General features: G+C 69.0%; 17 protein-coding genes. 14 read left to right on the forward strand and 3 right to left on the reverse strand.

Translation table 11 applies throughout. The annotated features are described in order from the left end of the window. The first annotated feature begins 17 nt into the window (after positions 1–17). From hpf to ilvA, 4 genes are all read left to right on the forward strand, one after another. Complete coding sequence (hpf, locus tag BW991_RS00985) at positions 18–344, forward strand: ribosome hibernation-promoting factor, HPF/YfiA family (RefSeq protein ID WP_018988425.1); 327 nt, start codon at positions 18–20, stop codon at positions 342–344. Positions 345–480: 136 nt separating this feature from the next. After that, positions 481–966: a PTS IIA-like nitrogen regulatory protein PtsN gene (gene ptsN, locus BW991_RS00990; RefSeq protein ID WP_076600523.1), complete on the forward strand. Its 486-nt coding sequence runs from the start codon at positions 481–483 to the stop codon at positions 964–966. Continuing rightward, entirely contained in the window at positions 935–1876 is a 942-nt protein-coding gene (gene hprK, locus BW991_RS00995; protein ID WP_076600230.1) for an HPr(Ser) kinase/phosphatase, read from the forward strand. Before ptsN ends, hprK begins: the two co-directional genes overlap by 32 nt. Positions 1877–1963: 87 nt before the next feature. Beyond that, positions 1964–3484: a threonine ammonia-lyase, biosynthetic gene (ilvA, locus tag BW991_RS01000; RefSeq protein ID WP_076600231.1), complete on the forward strand. Its 1521-nt coding sequence runs from the start codon at positions 1964–1966 to the stop codon at positions 3482–3484. Here the strand turns inward: ilvA and BW991_RS01005 are convergent. After that, positions 3463–4071 (reverse strand): 5-formyltetrahydrofolate cyclo-ligase, encoded by a 609-nt coding sequence (locus BW991_RS01005; RefSeq protein ID WP_076600232.1) that lies wholly within the window; start codon positions 4069–4071, stop codon positions 3463–3465. The two genes, ilvA and BW991_RS01005, sit on opposite strands and share 22 nt — an antisense overlap. 39 nt (positions 4072–4110) lie before the next feature. Between BW991_RS01005 and BW991_RS01010 the strand changes: the two genes are divergently transcribed. The 4 genes from BW991_RS01010 to BW991_RS01025 are packed head-to-tail and all read left to right on the forward strand — an operon-like array spanning position 4111 to position 8974. After that, a complete protein-coding gene (locus tag BW991_RS01010; protein ID WP_076600233.1) occupies positions 4111–6042 on the forward strand; it encodes a lytic transglycosylase domain-containing protein in 1932 nt (643 codons plus the stop codon). Between the two features lie 33 nt (positions 6043–6075). Next, a complete protein-coding gene (locus BW991_RS01015; protein WP_076600234.1) occupies positions 6076–7044 on the forward strand; it encodes a complex I NDUFA9 subunit family protein in 969 nt (322 codons plus the stop codon). 44 nt (positions 7045–7088) lie between these two features. Continuing rightward, on the forward strand, positions 7089–7745 hold the full coding sequence (locus BW991_RS01020; RefSeq protein ID WP_076600235.1) for a glutathione S-transferase family protein: 657 nt from the start codon (positions 7089–7091) through the stop codon (positions 7743–7745). After that, positions 7745–8974 carry a multifunctional CCA addition/repair protein gene (locus BW991_RS01025; RefSeq protein WP_076600236.1) on the forward strand — a complete coding sequence of 410 codons (1230 nt, stop codon included), beginning with the start codon at positions 7745–7747 and terminating at the stop codon, positions 8972–8974. The genes BW991_RS01020 and BW991_RS01025 overlap by 1 nt, the downstream gene beginning before the upstream one ends. Positions 8975–9013: 39 nt before the next feature. Here the strand turns inward: BW991_RS01025 and BW991_RS01030 are convergent, their stop codons facing one another. Next, positions 9014–9205, reverse strand: a complete 192-nt coding sequence (locus tag BW991_RS01030) for a DUF2905 domain-containing protein (RefSeq protein WP_224792842.1) — start codon at positions 9203–9205, stop codon at positions 9014–9016. 115 nt (positions 9206–9320) lie between these two features. Here BW991_RS01030 and BW991_RS24300 point away from each other — a divergent pair, with 115 nt between their 5' ends. From BW991_RS24300 to BW991_RS01040, 3 genes are all read left to right on the forward strand, one after another. After that, on the forward strand, positions 9321–9443 hold the full coding sequence (locus BW991_RS24300; protein WP_280174113.1) for a hypothetical protein: 123 nt from the start codon (positions 9321–9323) through the stop codon (positions 9441–9443). After that, entirely contained in the window at positions 9440–10246 is an 807-nt protein-coding gene (locus BW991_RS01035) for an alpha/beta hydrolase (protein ID WP_076600238.1), read from the forward strand. Before BW991_RS24300 ends, BW991_RS01035 begins: the two co-directional genes overlap by 4 nt. 219 nt (positions 10247–10465) lie before the next feature. Then, the gene (locus BW991_RS01040; RefSeq protein ID WP_076600239.1) at positions 10466–10675 is read left to right on the forward strand and encodes a hypothetical protein; all 210 of its coding nucleotides are present in this window, start codon (positions 10466–10468) and stop codon (positions 10673–10675) included. A 103-nt stretch (positions 10676–10778) separates the two neighbouring features. Here BW991_RS01040 and BW991_RS01045 read toward each other — a convergent pair whose 3' ends face one another. Further along, positions 10779–11939 carry a class I SAM-dependent methyltransferase gene (locus BW991_RS01045; protein WP_076600240.1) on the reverse strand — a complete coding sequence of 387 codons (1161 nt, stop codon included), beginning with the start codon at positions 11937–11939 and terminating at the stop codon, positions 10779–10781. Between the two features lie 109 nt (positions 11940–12048). Between BW991_RS01045 and BW991_RS01050 the strand changes: the two genes are divergently transcribed. From BW991_RS01050 to BW991_RS01060, 3 genes are all read left to right on the forward strand, one after another. Beyond that, positions 12049–12795: a pteridine reductase gene (locus BW991_RS01050; protein ID WP_076600241.1), complete on the forward strand. Its 747-nt coding sequence runs from the start codon at positions 12049–12051 to the stop codon at positions 12793–12795. 53 nt (positions 12796–12848) lie between these two features. Beyond that, positions 12849–13820: a tRNA 2-thiocytidine(32) synthetase TtcA gene (gene ttcA, locus BW991_RS01055; protein WP_076600242.1), complete on the forward strand. Its 972-nt coding sequence runs from the start codon at positions 12849–12851 to the stop codon at positions 13818–13820. A gap of 127 nt (positions 13821–13947) precedes the next feature. After that, positions 13948–14802, forward strand: coding sequence for an FHA domain-containing protein (locus tag BW991_RS01060; RefSeq protein ID WP_076600243.1), 855 nt, complete (start codon positions 13948–13950; stop codon positions 14800–14802). Positions 14803–14823 lie beyond the last annotated feature (21 nt).

A 14823-nucleotide genomic window follows, 5' to 3' on the forward strand; every position in this document is an offset into this window, starting at 1 on the left:
CAATACGAGGAAACATCATGAATCTCACCATCACCGGACATCATGTCGAAGTCACCCCCGCGATCCGCGAGTACGTCAACACCAAGCTCGATCGCGTCATCCGCCACTTCGACAACGTGACCAGCGTCAGTGTGATCCTGTCGGTGGAGAAGCTGCGGCAGAAAGCGGAAGTCACGCTGCACGTACGCGGCAAGGACATCTACGTCGAGAGCGAGGACGGCGACATGTACGCCGCGATCGACAGCATGACCGACAAGCTCGACCGCCAGGTCCTCAAGTACAAGGACAAGAACTACGACCACGGCCACGACACGCTGAAGCACCAGCAGCCGACCGAGCTGTGATCCTTTAATTCGCGCCGGGGGTCCGGGGTGTGTTTATAATTCGCGCGTTTTCAATCCGCGCCTGCTGCACACCCCGAGCCTCTTTCCGCGCCCTCCCGGCACCGGCAAGGCCCGTGTCGTGCAGGTGGTGATTCGCATGAGCCTCATTGCCGAACTCCTGCCACCCTCGAACGTGGTCATCGATCTGGACGCCAGCAGCAAGAAGCGCGTCTTCGAACAAGCCGGACTCCTGTTCGAAAACAATCAGGGCATCGCCCGCAGCGTCGTCTTCGACAGCCTGTTTTCGCGCGAGCGCCTCGGCTCGACCGGACTGGGCCAGGGCATCGCGATTCCCCACGGCCGCATCAAGGGCCTGAAGGAAGCCGCCGGCGCCTTCCTGCGCCTGTCCGCCCCGGTACAGTTCGACGCCCCCGACGGCCGCCCCGTCACGATGCTGTTCGTGCTGCTGGTGCCCGAACAGGCCAACGAGACCCACCTGCAACTGCTGTCCGAGCTCGCGCAGATGTTCAGCGACCGCGACTTCCGCGACCAGCTGCAGAACGCGCCCGACGCCGCGACGATCCATTCGCTGTTTGCCTCCTGGGGCCCGCATGAGGCAGACCAGCGTCGCGCGGCTGTATGACCTGCACCGCGAGCAGCTGGAGCTGACGCACGTCAGCGGCCGGCTCGACCGGGTCATCTCGGTCAACGAAGAGCGTATCTGGCCGGCCGACCTCGTCGGCCACCTCAATCTGATCCACCCGACGCGCATCCAGATCCTGGGCGCGGCCGAGCTCGCGTGGGCGCAACGCCATTCGCGCGAGAAGGTCGCCCACCACCTCACCGAGATCATCAGCGCGCGCCCGCCGGCCATCATCGTCGCCGACGGCTGCGAAATCCCCGACATCCTGCGCGGCATCTGCGAATACGCCGACGTCGCGCTGATCACGACGCCGCAGCCCTCCGCGAGCGTGATCGACCAGCTGCGCCTCTACATGTCGCGCGAACTCGCCGAGAAAATCTCGCTGCACGGCGTGTTCATGGACGTTCTGGGCATCGGCGTGTTCATCACCGGCAGCTCCGGCGCCGGCAAGTCCGAACTCGCGCTCGAACTCATCTCGCGCGGCCACGGCCTCGTCGCCGACGACATCGTCGAGTTCTCGCGCATCGCGCCGACGGTGCTCGAAGGGCGGTGCCCGGAGATGCTCAAGGACTTCATCGAGGTGCGCGGCCTGGGCATCCTCAACATCCGCACGATCTTCGGCGAGACCGCGTGCCGGCGGAAGATGCGCCTGCGCCTGATCGTGCATCTCGAACGCCGCCTGCCGGGCCAGTCCGACCCCTCGCGCCTGCCGGTGCAGCGCGAGACGCAGGACATCCTCGGTGTGCCGGTGATCCGCACCACCCTGCCGGTCGCGGCCGGACGCAACATTGCAGTGCTGCTCGAAGCGGCCGTGCGCTCGACGATCCTGCAATTGCGCGGCATCGATTCGACGCAGGAATTCATCGACCGCCAGCAGCGCCTGCTCGACGCGGACGGCGAAACCCTCTGATCGCCCGCCGCCGGCGTAGCTCTTGCCGCACTGCCGCATCGGCTGATACGCTCAAGGTCTTTGCGCCTCCCCGCGAAGGCTTCCCTGATGACTGCCGCAACACCGGACTACCTGGAAAAGATCCTCAATGCCCGCGTCTACGACGTGGCCGAGGAAACACCGCTGGACCTCGCCACGAACCTCTCGGAACGCGTGCATAACCGCGTCTACCTGAAACGCGAGGACATGCAGCCGGTGTTCAGCTTCAAGCTGCGCGGCGCGTACAACAAGATGGCGCACCTGTCGCCGCAGGCCCTCAAGCGCGGCGTGATCTGCGCCTCGGCCGGCAACCATGCGCAGGGCGTCGCCCTTTCCGCCCAGCGTATGGGGGTGCGCGCGGTGATCGTGATGCCGACCTCGACGCCGCAGATCAAGGTCGACGCGGTCAGGTCGCGCGGCGGCGAGGTCGTGCTCGCGGGCGACTCGTACTCCGACGCCTACGCCCACGCGGTCGAACTGGAGAAGACCGAGAAGCTGACCTTCGTCCATCCCTACGACGACCCGGACGTGATCGCCGGCCAGGGCACGATCGGCATGGAGATCCTGCGCGCGCACCCCGATCCGCTCCACGCGGTGTTCTGCGCAGTCGGCGGCGGCGGCCTGATCGCCGGCGTCGCCGCCTACATCAAGCGCCTGCGCCCGGAAACGAAGATCATCGGCGTGGAGACCGTAGACGCCGACGCGATGACCCGCTCGCTCGCCGAAGGCCGCCGCGTCGCGCTCGAACAGGTCGGACTGTTCGCCGACGGCACCGCGGTGAAGCAGGTCGGCGAGGAAACCTTCCGCCTGTGCCAGCAGTACGTCGACGAGATGATCCTGGTCGACAACGACGCGATCTGCGCCGCGCTCAAGGACGTGTTCGAGGACACGCGCTCGATCCTCGAGCCCTCGGGCGCACTCGCGGTGGCCGGCGCGAAGGAATACGCGAAGCGCCACAACCTGCACGGCAAGAGCCTCGTCGCGGTGGCGTCGGGCGCGAACATGAACTTCGACCGGCTGCGCTTCGTTGCCGAGCGCGCGGAAGTCGGCGAGCAGCGCGAGGCGGTGTTCGCGGTGACGATCCCGGAGCGCCCGGGCTCCTTCCGCAAGTTTTGCAGCCTGATCGGCAACCGCCACATCACCGAGTTCAACTACCGCTACGCCGACCCGCAGCGCGCGCACATCTTCGTCGGCGTGGCGGTGCATAACCGCGCCGAGGCCACGCGCGTCATCGAGATGCTGGAACGCCACGAACTGCCGGCGGTGGACCTCACCGACGACGAGATGGCGAAGAGCCACATCCGCTACATGGTCGGCGGGCGCGCGCCGCACGTGAACAACGAACTGGTGTATCGCTTCGAATTCCCCGAGCGCCCCGGCGCGCTGATGAATTTCCTCACCAGCCTGCATTCGGACTGGAACATCAGCCTGTTCCACTACCGCAACCACGGCGCCGATTTCGGCCGCATCCTGGTCGGCATGCAGGTGCCGCCCGAGGACAAGCATGCCTTCCAGGACTTCCTTGACCGGCTCGGCTACGAATACGCGGACGAGTCGGCCAACCCGGCCTACCGCATGTTCCTCGGCTGAGCGGGGAAGGCACCCGCCTCGGTGACGATCCAGTCCATCGGGCGGTCGTGCGGCTGCGGCCGGACGTCGTCGACGCGGGCGAATTCGAAGCCCAGCCCCACCGCGACGGGATTCATCACCGCCAGCGTGCGGTCGAAGTATCCGCCCCCGTAGCCGACGCGGTAGCCCGCGGCATCGAAGGCGTTGCACGGCACGAGAATCAGGTCGGGAACAAGCGGGTCGCCTTCCGCGGGATGAGGAATGCCGTGCCGGTCGAGCGGCATTTCCATGCCGGGAATCCAGCGGCGGAACACCATCGGTCCGGCCTCGTGCGGTACTACCGGCAGCGTCGCGACGCGCGATGCGTCCCCCGCCAGCCAGTGCGCGGCCCACGCGCGCAGGTCCGGCTCGCCGCGGTAGGGCCAGCAGAAGCCCAGCGTCGTCGGCGCCAGGCGGGCGACGAGTTCGCCGAGGTGAGTTTCGAAATGGCGCATCAGCGCGGCGCGGTGTGTCGCAGTCAGCGCCTGGCGTGCGGCGATGGTGCGGGCGCGCAGGGCCCGGCGCTGCTCGACCGGGTCGATGTCGGGGGCGGGAAGAGCGGGATTCACTGTGGTATGGTCGGGCAGATCGAAAGGGGATGGTAAGGGATGGCAAAGGGTTTGTGGGCGGCGCTGGCACTGGTGCTGGCGAGCCTGACGCAGGGCGCCTACGGGCAGATCGGGGACGACCGCATTCTCGCGGCGCGCGAAGCGCTGCGCACCGGCGACCGCGCGACGCTGGAGCGCCTTGCCGCGGAACGCGAACCGCACGTGCTCGACCCCTACGTGCGCTACTGGCGGCTGACGAACATCCTCGCGCGCCCCGAGGCGCTGCCGGTCGACGAGCTCAACGACTTCCTGTTGCGCGAGCCCGATAGCCAGCTCGCCGAGCGCCTGCGCGGCGACTGGCTGCGGCGCATGGCGCGCGAACAGGACTGGAGCGGCTTCCTGCAGGTCTACGCGGACCTGCGCGAACCGGACGCCGAGCTGCGCTGTCTGCAGCGCAACGCACGGCTGGAGTCCGGCGACATGACGGTGCTGGACGAGGTCCGCGCACGCTGGATGGAACTCGCGGACAACCACAACGCCTGCGAGCCGGTGTTCCGCACGCTGGCGCTGGCCGGGCACATCGGCAGCGACGAGCTGTGGTGGCGGGCGCGGCGGCAGATCGACAGCCGCAGCCCGTCCAACGCGCGCGCGACGCTGTCGTGGATGAAACCCGCGGACGCTCCCTCGGTCGCCGACTTCGACCGCATGATGAAAAGCCCGTCGACCTGGCTCGACCGCCTGCCGGCGAATTTCGCCATCTCGCGCGCGGGCCGCGAGCTCGCCATGGCCGCGCTCGTGCGCATCGCGCGCGAAGACGTGTCGTCCGCCTACGCGCGCTTCGCGCGCATCGAGGATCGCCTGGGCGCCGACGAGCGCGCCTACATCCATGCGACGCTGGGCCACCACGGATCGCTGCAGGGCTCGCCGGGGGCGGTGCGCTGGTTCCGCGCCGCCGGCAAGGTGCCGATGAGCGCGGAGCAGCGTGCGTGGCGCGTGCGCGCCGAACTGCGCGTCGAGGACTGGCGCGGCGTGCAGGCGGCGATCGAGGGCCTCGCCGCAACCGAGCAGACGCAACCCGAATGGACCTACTGGCTCGGCCGCGCGCTCGCGGCACAGAGCCGCCCCGCGGAGGCCGCGGCCCTGTTCCAGCGCATCGCCGGACGGCCCAGCTTCTACGGCATCCTCGCCGGAGAGGAGCTGGGCAACGCCTTCGCCGCCCCGTCGCGTAGCGGCACCGTCACGGCCGAGGACATTGCGCGCGCCGATGCCGACCCCGGGCTGCGTCGCGCGCTCGCGCTGTACCGGCTGGAGATGCGCACCGAGGGCATGCGCGAATGGAACTGGTCGCTGCGCGGCCGCGACGAGGGCTTCCTGATCGCCGCGGCACGGCTCGCGCTGCGCAACGAGATCTACGACCGCGCGATCAACACCGCCGAACGCACCGACCCGCAGGCCAACTTCGACCTGCGCTTCCTCACGCCCTACCGCCAGCTCATCGAGCCACAGGTGCACCAGCAGGGCCTGGACATGGCCTGGGTATATGGCCTGATGCGCCAGGAGAGCCGTTTCATCGCACCGGCGCGCTCCAGTTCCGGCGCCCAGGGCCTGATGCAGGTGATGCCGGCCACGGGCAAATGGGTGGCGCGCAAGATCGGCCTCGCCGGCTATCACCAGGGCATGCTGACCGACCCCGACACCAACGTGCTGCTGGGCACGAGCTACATGCGCCTGATCCTCGAGGATCTCGACGACCATCCGGTGCTCGCGTCCGCCGGCTACAATGCGGGACCGGGACGCGCGCGCAGGTGGCGCGACGAACGGCCGCTCGAAGGCGCGATCTATGCAGAGACGATCCCCTTCGACGAAACGCGCGATTATGTGAAAAAGGTGATGGCCAATGCGGTCATCTATGCCGCGATGCTGGAGGCGAAGCCGCAGTCGCTGAAGGCCCGTCTCGGCACGATCTCGCCACGGCTGACGGCGGAACCCTAGAAGCCTGTCCGCCCCGCGCAAGGAGGCAGCAGCATGAAACTGGAACGCGTCGTACTCGTCGGCGGCACCGGGTTTGTGGGCCGCGCCGTTGCCAACCGCCTGTCGCGCGAGGGCATCGCCGTGCTGGTGCCGACGCGGCGCTACATCCATGCGGGCGAGCTGCTGGTGCTGCCGACCGTCGATGTCATAGAAGCCGACATCCATGCCCCGGCGACGCTGGAGCGTCTCTTCGCGGGCGCCGACGCGGTCGTGAACCTCGTCGGCATCCTGCACTCGCGCCCCGGCCGTCCCTACGGCCCCGACTTCGCACGCGCCCACGTCGAGCTGCCGCGCAAGATCGTCGCCGCCTGCCGGGCCGCGGGGGTCGCCCGCCTCGTGCACATCAGCGCGCTCGGCGCGGCGGCGGACGGTCCGTCGGAATACCAGCGCTCGAAGGCGGCCGGCGAGGAGGCCATCCACGCGGCCGGCAACGCACCGGCGTGGACGATCCTGCGCCCGTCGGTGATCTTCGGCCGCGAAGACAGCTTCCTCAACATGTTCGTGCGCCTCGCGCGGCGCCTGCCCATGCTGCCGCTTGCGGGCGCGCACGCGCGCTTCCAGCCGGTGCACGTCGAGGACGTCGCCGAGGTCGTATGGCGCAGCCTCACCGAGCCGTCGGCACGCGGCCAGACTTACGAGGTGGCGGGACCGAAGGTCTACACGCTGCGCGAGCTGGTCGAATACGTCAGCGAGCTTTCCGGCCGGCCGCGCCCGGTGATCCCGCTGCCCGAGGGCCTCGCGCTGCTGCAGGCACGGCTGATGGAACTCGCGCCGCGGCCGCTGATGAGCCGCGACAACGTGCGCTCGATGCGCGTCGACAACGTCGCCGGCGGCGCACCCCTGCCTTTCGGCATGACGCCGGCGGGGCTCGAGGCGCTCGCGCCGACCTGGATCGGCGACCGTCATCTGCGCGCCCGCTACTACCCGATGCGCCGCCGCGCGCGCCGCACGCGCCACGTCTGATTCTTTCTCGCAGCACCCGAGTAGTCCCCAACGGAGGCGAACGCATGAAGCTCATCATCGGCAACAAGAACTATTCGTCCTGGTCCCTGCGCGCATGGCTCGCAGCCCGCGCCGCCGGACAGCTCTTCGAGGAGATCCGCATTCCGCTCTTCATCGAGGGCAGCCGCGAGCGCATCCTGCAGCACTCGCCCTCGGGCAAAGTGCCCTGCCTGATCGACCACGGCCTCACGGTGTGGGACTCGCTGGCGATCTGCGAATACCTCGCCGAGAAGGCGCCCGGCCTGTGGCCGACAGATCCCGCGGCCCGCGCGTTCGCGCGCGCGATCAGCGCCGAGATGCATTCCGGTTTCCCGGACCTGCGCCAGAACATGACCATGAACATCCGCAAGGACTACGCCGGCAAGGGCCACACGCCCGCCGTCGATGCCAACATCGCGCGCATCGAGGCGATCTGGAACGACTGCCGCGCGCGCTTCGGCGCACCGGCGAATCCGGCCGGCCCGTATCTGTTCGGCGCCTTCACGATTGCCGACGCGATGTACGCGCCGATCTGCTTCCGCTTCAAGACTTACGACGTCAAGCCCGCCGGCGCGGCCGGCGAATACCTCGCGGCGATGCTCGCCCATCCGGCGATGAAGGAATGGGAAGCGTCGGCCCACGCGGAGACCGAGTCCATCCCCTTCGAGGACCTATACGGCTGATGCGCTGCTATGTCGTCGGCGGTGCCGTGCGCGACCGCCTGCTCGGCCTGCCGGTGCAGGACCGCGACTGGGTGGTGGTCGGCGCAACACCCGAGGAGATGCTCGGGCGCGGCTTCCGCCCGGTCGGCAAGGACTTCCCCGTCTTCCTGCACCCGCAGACCAACGAGGAATACGCCCTCGCGCGCACCGAACGCAAGAGCGGGCGCGGCTACACCGGCTTCGTCGTGCATGCCGCGCCCGACGTCACGCTGGAGGACGACCTGCTGCGGCGCGACCTGACGATCAATGCGATCGCGGCGGACGAGGACGGCACGCTGATCGACCCCTACGGCGGGCAGGCCGATCTCGCCGCGCACATCTTCCGCCACGTCAGCCCCGCGTTTGCCGAGGATCCGGTGCGCATCCTGCGGGTGGCGCGCTTCGCCGCGCGCTTCGGCGACTTCAGCGTGGCCCCGGAGACGCTGGCGCTGATGCGCGCGATGGTGGACAACGGCGAGGTCGATCATCTCGTGCCCGAGCGGGTGTGGCAGGAACTCGCGCGCGGACTGATGGAAGCGCGCCCCTCGCGCATGCTGCGCGTGCTGCGCGACTGCGGCGCGCTGGCGCGCATCCTGCCCGAAGTCGAGCGCCTGTTCGGCGTACCGCAGCCGGTGGAGCACCACCCGGAGGTCGACACCGGCGAACACGTGCTGCTGGTGCTCGACCATGCGGCGAAGACCCGGCAGCCGCTCGCCGTGCGCTGGGCCTGCCTGATGCACGACCTCGGCAAGGGCGACACGCCCGCGGACATCCTGCCGCACCACTACGGCCACGAGGCGAAGAGCGCGACCCGCGCGCGTGCGGTGTCGGAGCGCCTGCGCGCGCCGGTCGAGTGCCGCGACCTCGCGGTGATTTTCGCCCGCGAGCACGGAATTCTTCACCAGGTCGAAAAGCTGCGCCCGGAAACCATCGTCAAGGTGCTGGAAACGGTCGACGCCCTGCGCCGGCCCGAGCGTTTCGCGCTGCTGCTGGAAGCCGCGGCCTGCGACTACCACGGCCGTCCCGGCCGCGAGGCGCCCTACGTCCGCGCGGAACGCTGGCGTGCGGCGCTGGCCGCGATGCAGGGGGTGGATGCGGGCGCGATCGCGCGTGCCTGCGACGACAAGTCGCAGATCCCGCAGCGCGTGCATGCGGCACGCGTCGCCGCGGTCAAGGCACTGGGCGGCCGGACCGCCGTCGATGCGGGCTGAGTTCGCGCCGCGCGGCGAACCAAGCGGCGCGCGCCCCGCTCACAGCGCCCGCAGGATCGCCCATGCCACCAGCGACAGCAGGATCGTGCTGGTAAACGGCAGATGAAAGGCACGGCCGAAGAGGCGAAAATGCAGGTCTCCGGGCAGATGACCGAAGCGCAGCCGAGTCAGCCCCGGGCGGAACAGGCCGATAACCAGTACCATCAGCACGATCACGACGAGCCACTTCACCACGCCCTGCTCCGGCAGCTAAACGAGCATTAGACCCCGCGAGACCGCGCTGTCGCAACGTGCCGACGCGCGCACCCCACCGGGCCCACCCGCCCTCGACAAGAAGACATCAAGAATGACCGACCTCACCTCCCGGATGCAGCCCGCAGCGCGCGGCATCGACGCCGCCGACCGCCACGGCGACACCTGTGGCGCAAATCCCCCCGAGACGGCCCGCGCGAAGAGGAGCCGCGCATGAACGCCAACCGTTTCGGCGACCTCGAAGTCCTCGCCTGCAGCCCGTCGGGCAAGCCCGCGTACGCAACGCCCCTGCTCTTCATCCACGGCGCCTACACCGGCGCATGGTGCTGGGCCGAGCACTTCCTGCCCTACTTCGCCGACGCCGGCTACACCAGCTACGCCGTTTCGCTGTCGGGGCACGGTGGCAGCCGGCGGCGCACGGTGCTCGACACGCTGTCGATCGACGACTACGTGCGCGACGTCGCCGAGGTCGTCTCCCGCCTGCCCGCCGCGCCGGTGCTGATCGGCCACTCGATGGGCGGCATGGTCGTGCAGAAGTATCTCGAACGCGCCGGTGCGCCCGCCGCGGTGCTGCTGTGCTCGGTGCCGCCGCAGGGGCTCATGGGCTCGGCGATCGGGCTGATGTTCAACAAGCCCAACCTGATCAACGACCTCAACAGCATGCTCAACGGCGGACATCCCGAGCCGGAGGGCCTGCGCGAAGCCCTCTTCCACCAGCCCGTCGACGACGCCGCGCTGATGCGCTACTACCGCCAGTGCCAGCCGGAATCGCATCGCGCGATCTGGGACATGACGCTGTTCAACCTGCCGCAGCCGGGACGCATGCACCGCCCGCCAATGCTGATCCTGGGCGCGGAGCACGACCACCTCATCCCGCCCGCGCAGGTGTCCATGACCGCCGCGATCTACGGCGAGCCCGCGCACATCTTTCCCGGTCTGGGACACGGCGTGATGCTCGAACGCGACTGGCGCCCGGTGGCCGACCACATCGCGGCGTGGCTTCCGACACAGATTGTTTGATCACCCACTGGAAATCGTCATCATTCCCATTCATGATGGAAGCAAGGGTGCGAGGAGGCACCCCCGCCAGCCCCGCCACGGGACGTGATTCCGTGCCGTGCCGGAGTTGAAAACAAAGCGCAAGTCCGCACATACGGAGCAAGGGATTCAGGAATCGGACGCGGCTGCCGATATATCACCCAGGTAGCCGAATCACCCAAGCACGCAGCGGAGGCCAACATGGTGACGATCATGGACATGACGACGGGCAAGGTCATCGGGGAGCCGCCGGAAGAATACGGCGACGAGGTCCTCAACGCGAACTGGCTGCCGCCGCAGCCGGAAGTCGCGGCCGGGCTGCAGGAAGTCGAGCACGCCTCGCACGAAGCGCAGAAGCCGCCGATCGATGTCGAGCATTTCCTCGAAGCGGTGTACCGCTACCAGGAATGAACGACGCGGGTGTTGCGCGAGGCCGCGCAGCACCGCCGTTGCGCGCGCAATGACACGCGCCTGACACCCGCACCGCGAAGCGCGGGCGGCGTGCCTTGTTCCGCTACAGCGTGTGCAGGCGGTCGCCGCGCATGAAACCCAGCAGCGGCTCGCCGATGCCGCGCCCCACCGCGAGCACCTTGAACAGCTCGCCCATCTCTTGCGGCGTGGTCAGGCGCTGCACCGCGCGCGCCGCGCGGATGTAGTCCGCGCTCTCCTCCGGCCCGCGCCGCGCGAGACACTCCAGCACCCCGCAGTTGAACAGGAAGGCCGCCTGGTTCGTGTAGCCCATCACGTCCAGCCCGGCGTCGAAGGCGGCTTCCGCGACCGCGGTGAAATCGACGAAGGCGGTGATGTCGTTGAGCCCCGGCCACAGGAAGGGGTCGGGATGCGCGTTGTGGCGGTAATAGCACAGCAGTGTGCCGCTCGAACGCGACGGCAGGTAGTACTCGGCGCGCGGATAGCCGTAGTCGATCAGCAGCAGCGCGCCGCATTCCAGCCGCGCGGCCCACTCGCCGATCCACGCGCGCGCGGCGAGGTTGATCTCGCTGACGTACTCGGCGCTGTCCGAGTGCGGCAACTCGAGCGCCGCCGCGGCTTCGGCGACCGCGCCGGCGGCGGGCGAATCGGCCCAGCGCAGGACACCGTCCCCATCGACCGCGACGCCGCGCTCGTAGAGCGCATCGCCGCGCGTGGCGAGCACATGCACCGGCATCACGTCGAGCACCTCGTTCGCGACCACGGCGCCGGCAAAGCGCTCGGGCAGCGTATCGAGCCACTGCACGCGCGACGCCAGATGCGGCGCCTTCGCCGCCAGCGTGTCGAACTGGCGCTCGCGCAGCTCGCCCGAGACCTCGAGGATGCCGTAGCTTTCGGGCGCACAGCCGCGGCGCTCGAGTTCGAGCAGCAGGTCCGCGGCGAGCAGCCCCGTGCCGGCGCCGACCTCGATCACGTGGGGCGCGGACGCACGCATCACCTGCTCGACCTGCGCGGCGAGCGCCTGGCCGAACAAGGGCGTGAGCTCGGGCGAGGTGATGAAGTCGCCGCCGGGACCGAACTTTCGCGCGCCGCCGCTGTAATACCCGAGACCCGGCGCGTACAGCGCGAGCTCCATGTAGCGCGAGAACGGGATCCATCCGCCGGCTTCGGCGATGGCGGCGGTGATCGTGCGGAGCAGGCGCGTGCTCTGTTCGAGCGCGTCGGCGGAGGGTTCGGGCAGGGACATGGGCGAAGTGCAACGGAAAACGCGTATTCTAACCCCCGCCGCACGGCCGGCCCCGCGCGCGGCCACGGACGATCACGCATACAAGAATGAATCACGGACCACCCCAACGATGGACACGCAGGACACTCCCGTCATCCTCATCACCGGCGCCGCGCGGCGCGTCGGCGCCGAAATCGCACGCACGCTGCACGCCGCGGGCGCAAACGTCGTGCTGCACTACCGCAGCTCGGGCAGCGACGCCGACGCACTCGCCGACGCCCTGAACCGCGTGCGCCCCGGCTCGGCCTGGACGGCGCACGCCGACCTGAAGGAGGACGGCGCCCCCGAGGCACTCGCCGACGCGGTGCTGACGCGCCATGGCCGCCTCGACGCGCTGGTGAATAACGCCTCGAGCTTCTTCCCCACGCCGCTCGGCACGATAGACGCCGCGGCGTGGAGCGACCTGATCGGCTCCAACCTGAAGGGGCCGTTGTTCCTGTCGCAGGCCCTCGCCCCGGCGCTGCGCAAGGCCCGCGGCGCGATCGTGAATATCGTGGACATCCACGCCGAACGTCCGCTGCATCACTACCCGCTGTACTGCGCTGCCAAGGCCGGGCTGCTGGGCCTGACGAAGGCGCTCGCGGTGGAACTCGCCCCGGAGGTGCGTGTGAACGGCGTGTCGCCGGGCGCCGTGGACTGGCCCGAGGACGGCCAGATCGCCCCCGCCGAGCAGAACGCGATCGTACGCCACACGCTCCTCGGCCGCGCCGGCAGCCCCGCCGACATCGCCCGCACCGTGCGCTTCCTGGTGTTCGACGCGACCTACGTCACCGGCCAGATCCTCGCCGTCGACGGCGGGCGCAGCGCACATCTCTGATGCACTGCGCCGAAAGGTATAATTCCGCTCGTTTTTCTAGCAGGACTCCCGCCGTGAACGCCCCCGCCACTGCCGCCGAGGCAGCCCCCCCGCCCCCGGACACCAGCCCCGCCGTCGCGGCGCCCCATCCGGCCGCTGCCGTCGAAACCCGTTTTTCCAACACCTTCCTGCGCCTGAAGAAGAAGCTCGAACGCGGCGTCGGCAAGGCGATCGCCGACTTCAACATGATCGGCGAAGGCGACACCGTGATGGTATGCGTGTCGGGCGGCAAGGATTCCTTCACGCTGCTGTCCTGCCTGATGGCGCTGCGCGAGCGCGCGCCGGTGAACTTCCGCATCGTCGCGATGAACCTCGACCAGAAGCAGCCGGGCTTTCCCGCCGACGTGCTGCCGGCCTACTTCGAGTCGATCGGCATCGAGTACCGCATCGTCACCGAGGACACCTACTCGATCGTCAAGGACAAGATCCCCGAGGGCAAGACCACCTGTTCGCTGTGCTCGCGCCTGCGCCGCGGCATCATCTACCGCGTCGCCAAGGAGATCGGCGCGACGCGCATCGCGCTCGGCCACCACCGCGACGACATGATCGAGACGCTGTTCCTCAACATGTTCTTCGGCGGCAAGCTGAAATCCATGCCGCCCAAGCTCGTCAGCGACAACGGCGAGCACGTCGTGATCCGCCCGCTCGCCTACTGCACCGAGAACGACATCGCCCGCTTCGCGCGCACGATGGACTTCCCCATCATCCCGTGCAACCTGTGCGGCTCGCAGGAGAACGCGCAGCGCAAGCAGATCAAGAACATGCTGCAGGGCTGGGCACGCGAGTTCCCGGGGCGCATCGAATCGATCGCGACGGCGATGAGCCAGGTCGTACCCTCGCACCTCGCGGACAATGCGCTGTTCGATTTCCGCAACCTCACGCGCGACACCCCGGTCGCCGAGGGCGACATCGCCTTCGACCGCCCGGAACTGCCGCTGCAGAACCATGTCATTTCGATTGTGAGTGAATTCACGGACGAGGACTGAGCGCTCATGCCGGCGGCTTGCGTCGCCGGCACCATTTGACGATCATCTTCCGACCCCCCGCGAATTTCCCTTCAGCATCGTCCGACGGCCCTCCCGTCCGGTCCGCAACAGCAACGGAACCCCGGTCATGACCCAGCCGAACAACGTCTGCGTCCTCGTCGCCGCAATACCCGGCGCGGACCGTATCGCCGACGCCCTCGATGCCGCCGAAGCGCGGCGCGCGCTGGAGCGCTGCATGCACCGCATCGACCTCGCGATCGAGGCCAACGGCGGCACGGCGCAGCGGCGCGGCGCGGCCCGCGTCTGCGCGACGTTTCCGCGCGCCGACGAGGCCGTGCTGTCCACCTGCGAGATGTTCGACCGCGTGCAGAGCCTGCCGCCGCTGCGCGGCCTGCGCATGACGATCAGTGTCGGCCTGCATAGCGGCGCGGCCGACGCCGACGACGCCGAACTCGGCGCCACGCGCCTGGCGGAAACCGCCAAGCCGGGGCACGCGCTCGCGAGCGAGGCCGTCGTCATGCAACTGTCGGCCACCGGGCGGCAGTTCGTCGCCGCCTCCCCGTCGCGCAACCCCGCGCTCGCCGGCCTGGGCTGGACCGCCTTCGCGGTGGCGCGCCAGCCCGCCACCACCGCCTCGGTTCCGGTCGAAAAACGGATCGAGCAACGCGTTCGCATACGCCATGGCCAGGACACCCTGTTCGTGGACGAATCGCGCCCGGTGGTACTGCTCGGACGCGAACTCGGCAACGACGTCGTGATCGCCGACCCGCGCGCGTCGCGCCAGCATGCCCGCATCGAACGCCGGCGCGAGGGCTTCGTGCTGATCGACCAGAGCACCAACGGCACCTTCCTTGCCGACGACGACGGCAACGAGAGCTGCATCAAGGGGGCCGAGCTCGTGCTCGCGGGCAGCGGCCGCATCGGCTGCGGCTTCTCGGCGAGCGAGATCGAGCGCGAGCTGGTGTTCATCGACATCGTATGACGCGCCTGGCGGGAACGGGTG

This window comes from Aromatoleum tolulyticum (assembly GCF_900156155.1).
Taxonomy (GTDB): Bacteria; Pseudomonadota; Gammaproteobacteria; order Burkholderiales; family Rhodocyclaceae; genus Aromatoleum; species Aromatoleum tolulyticum.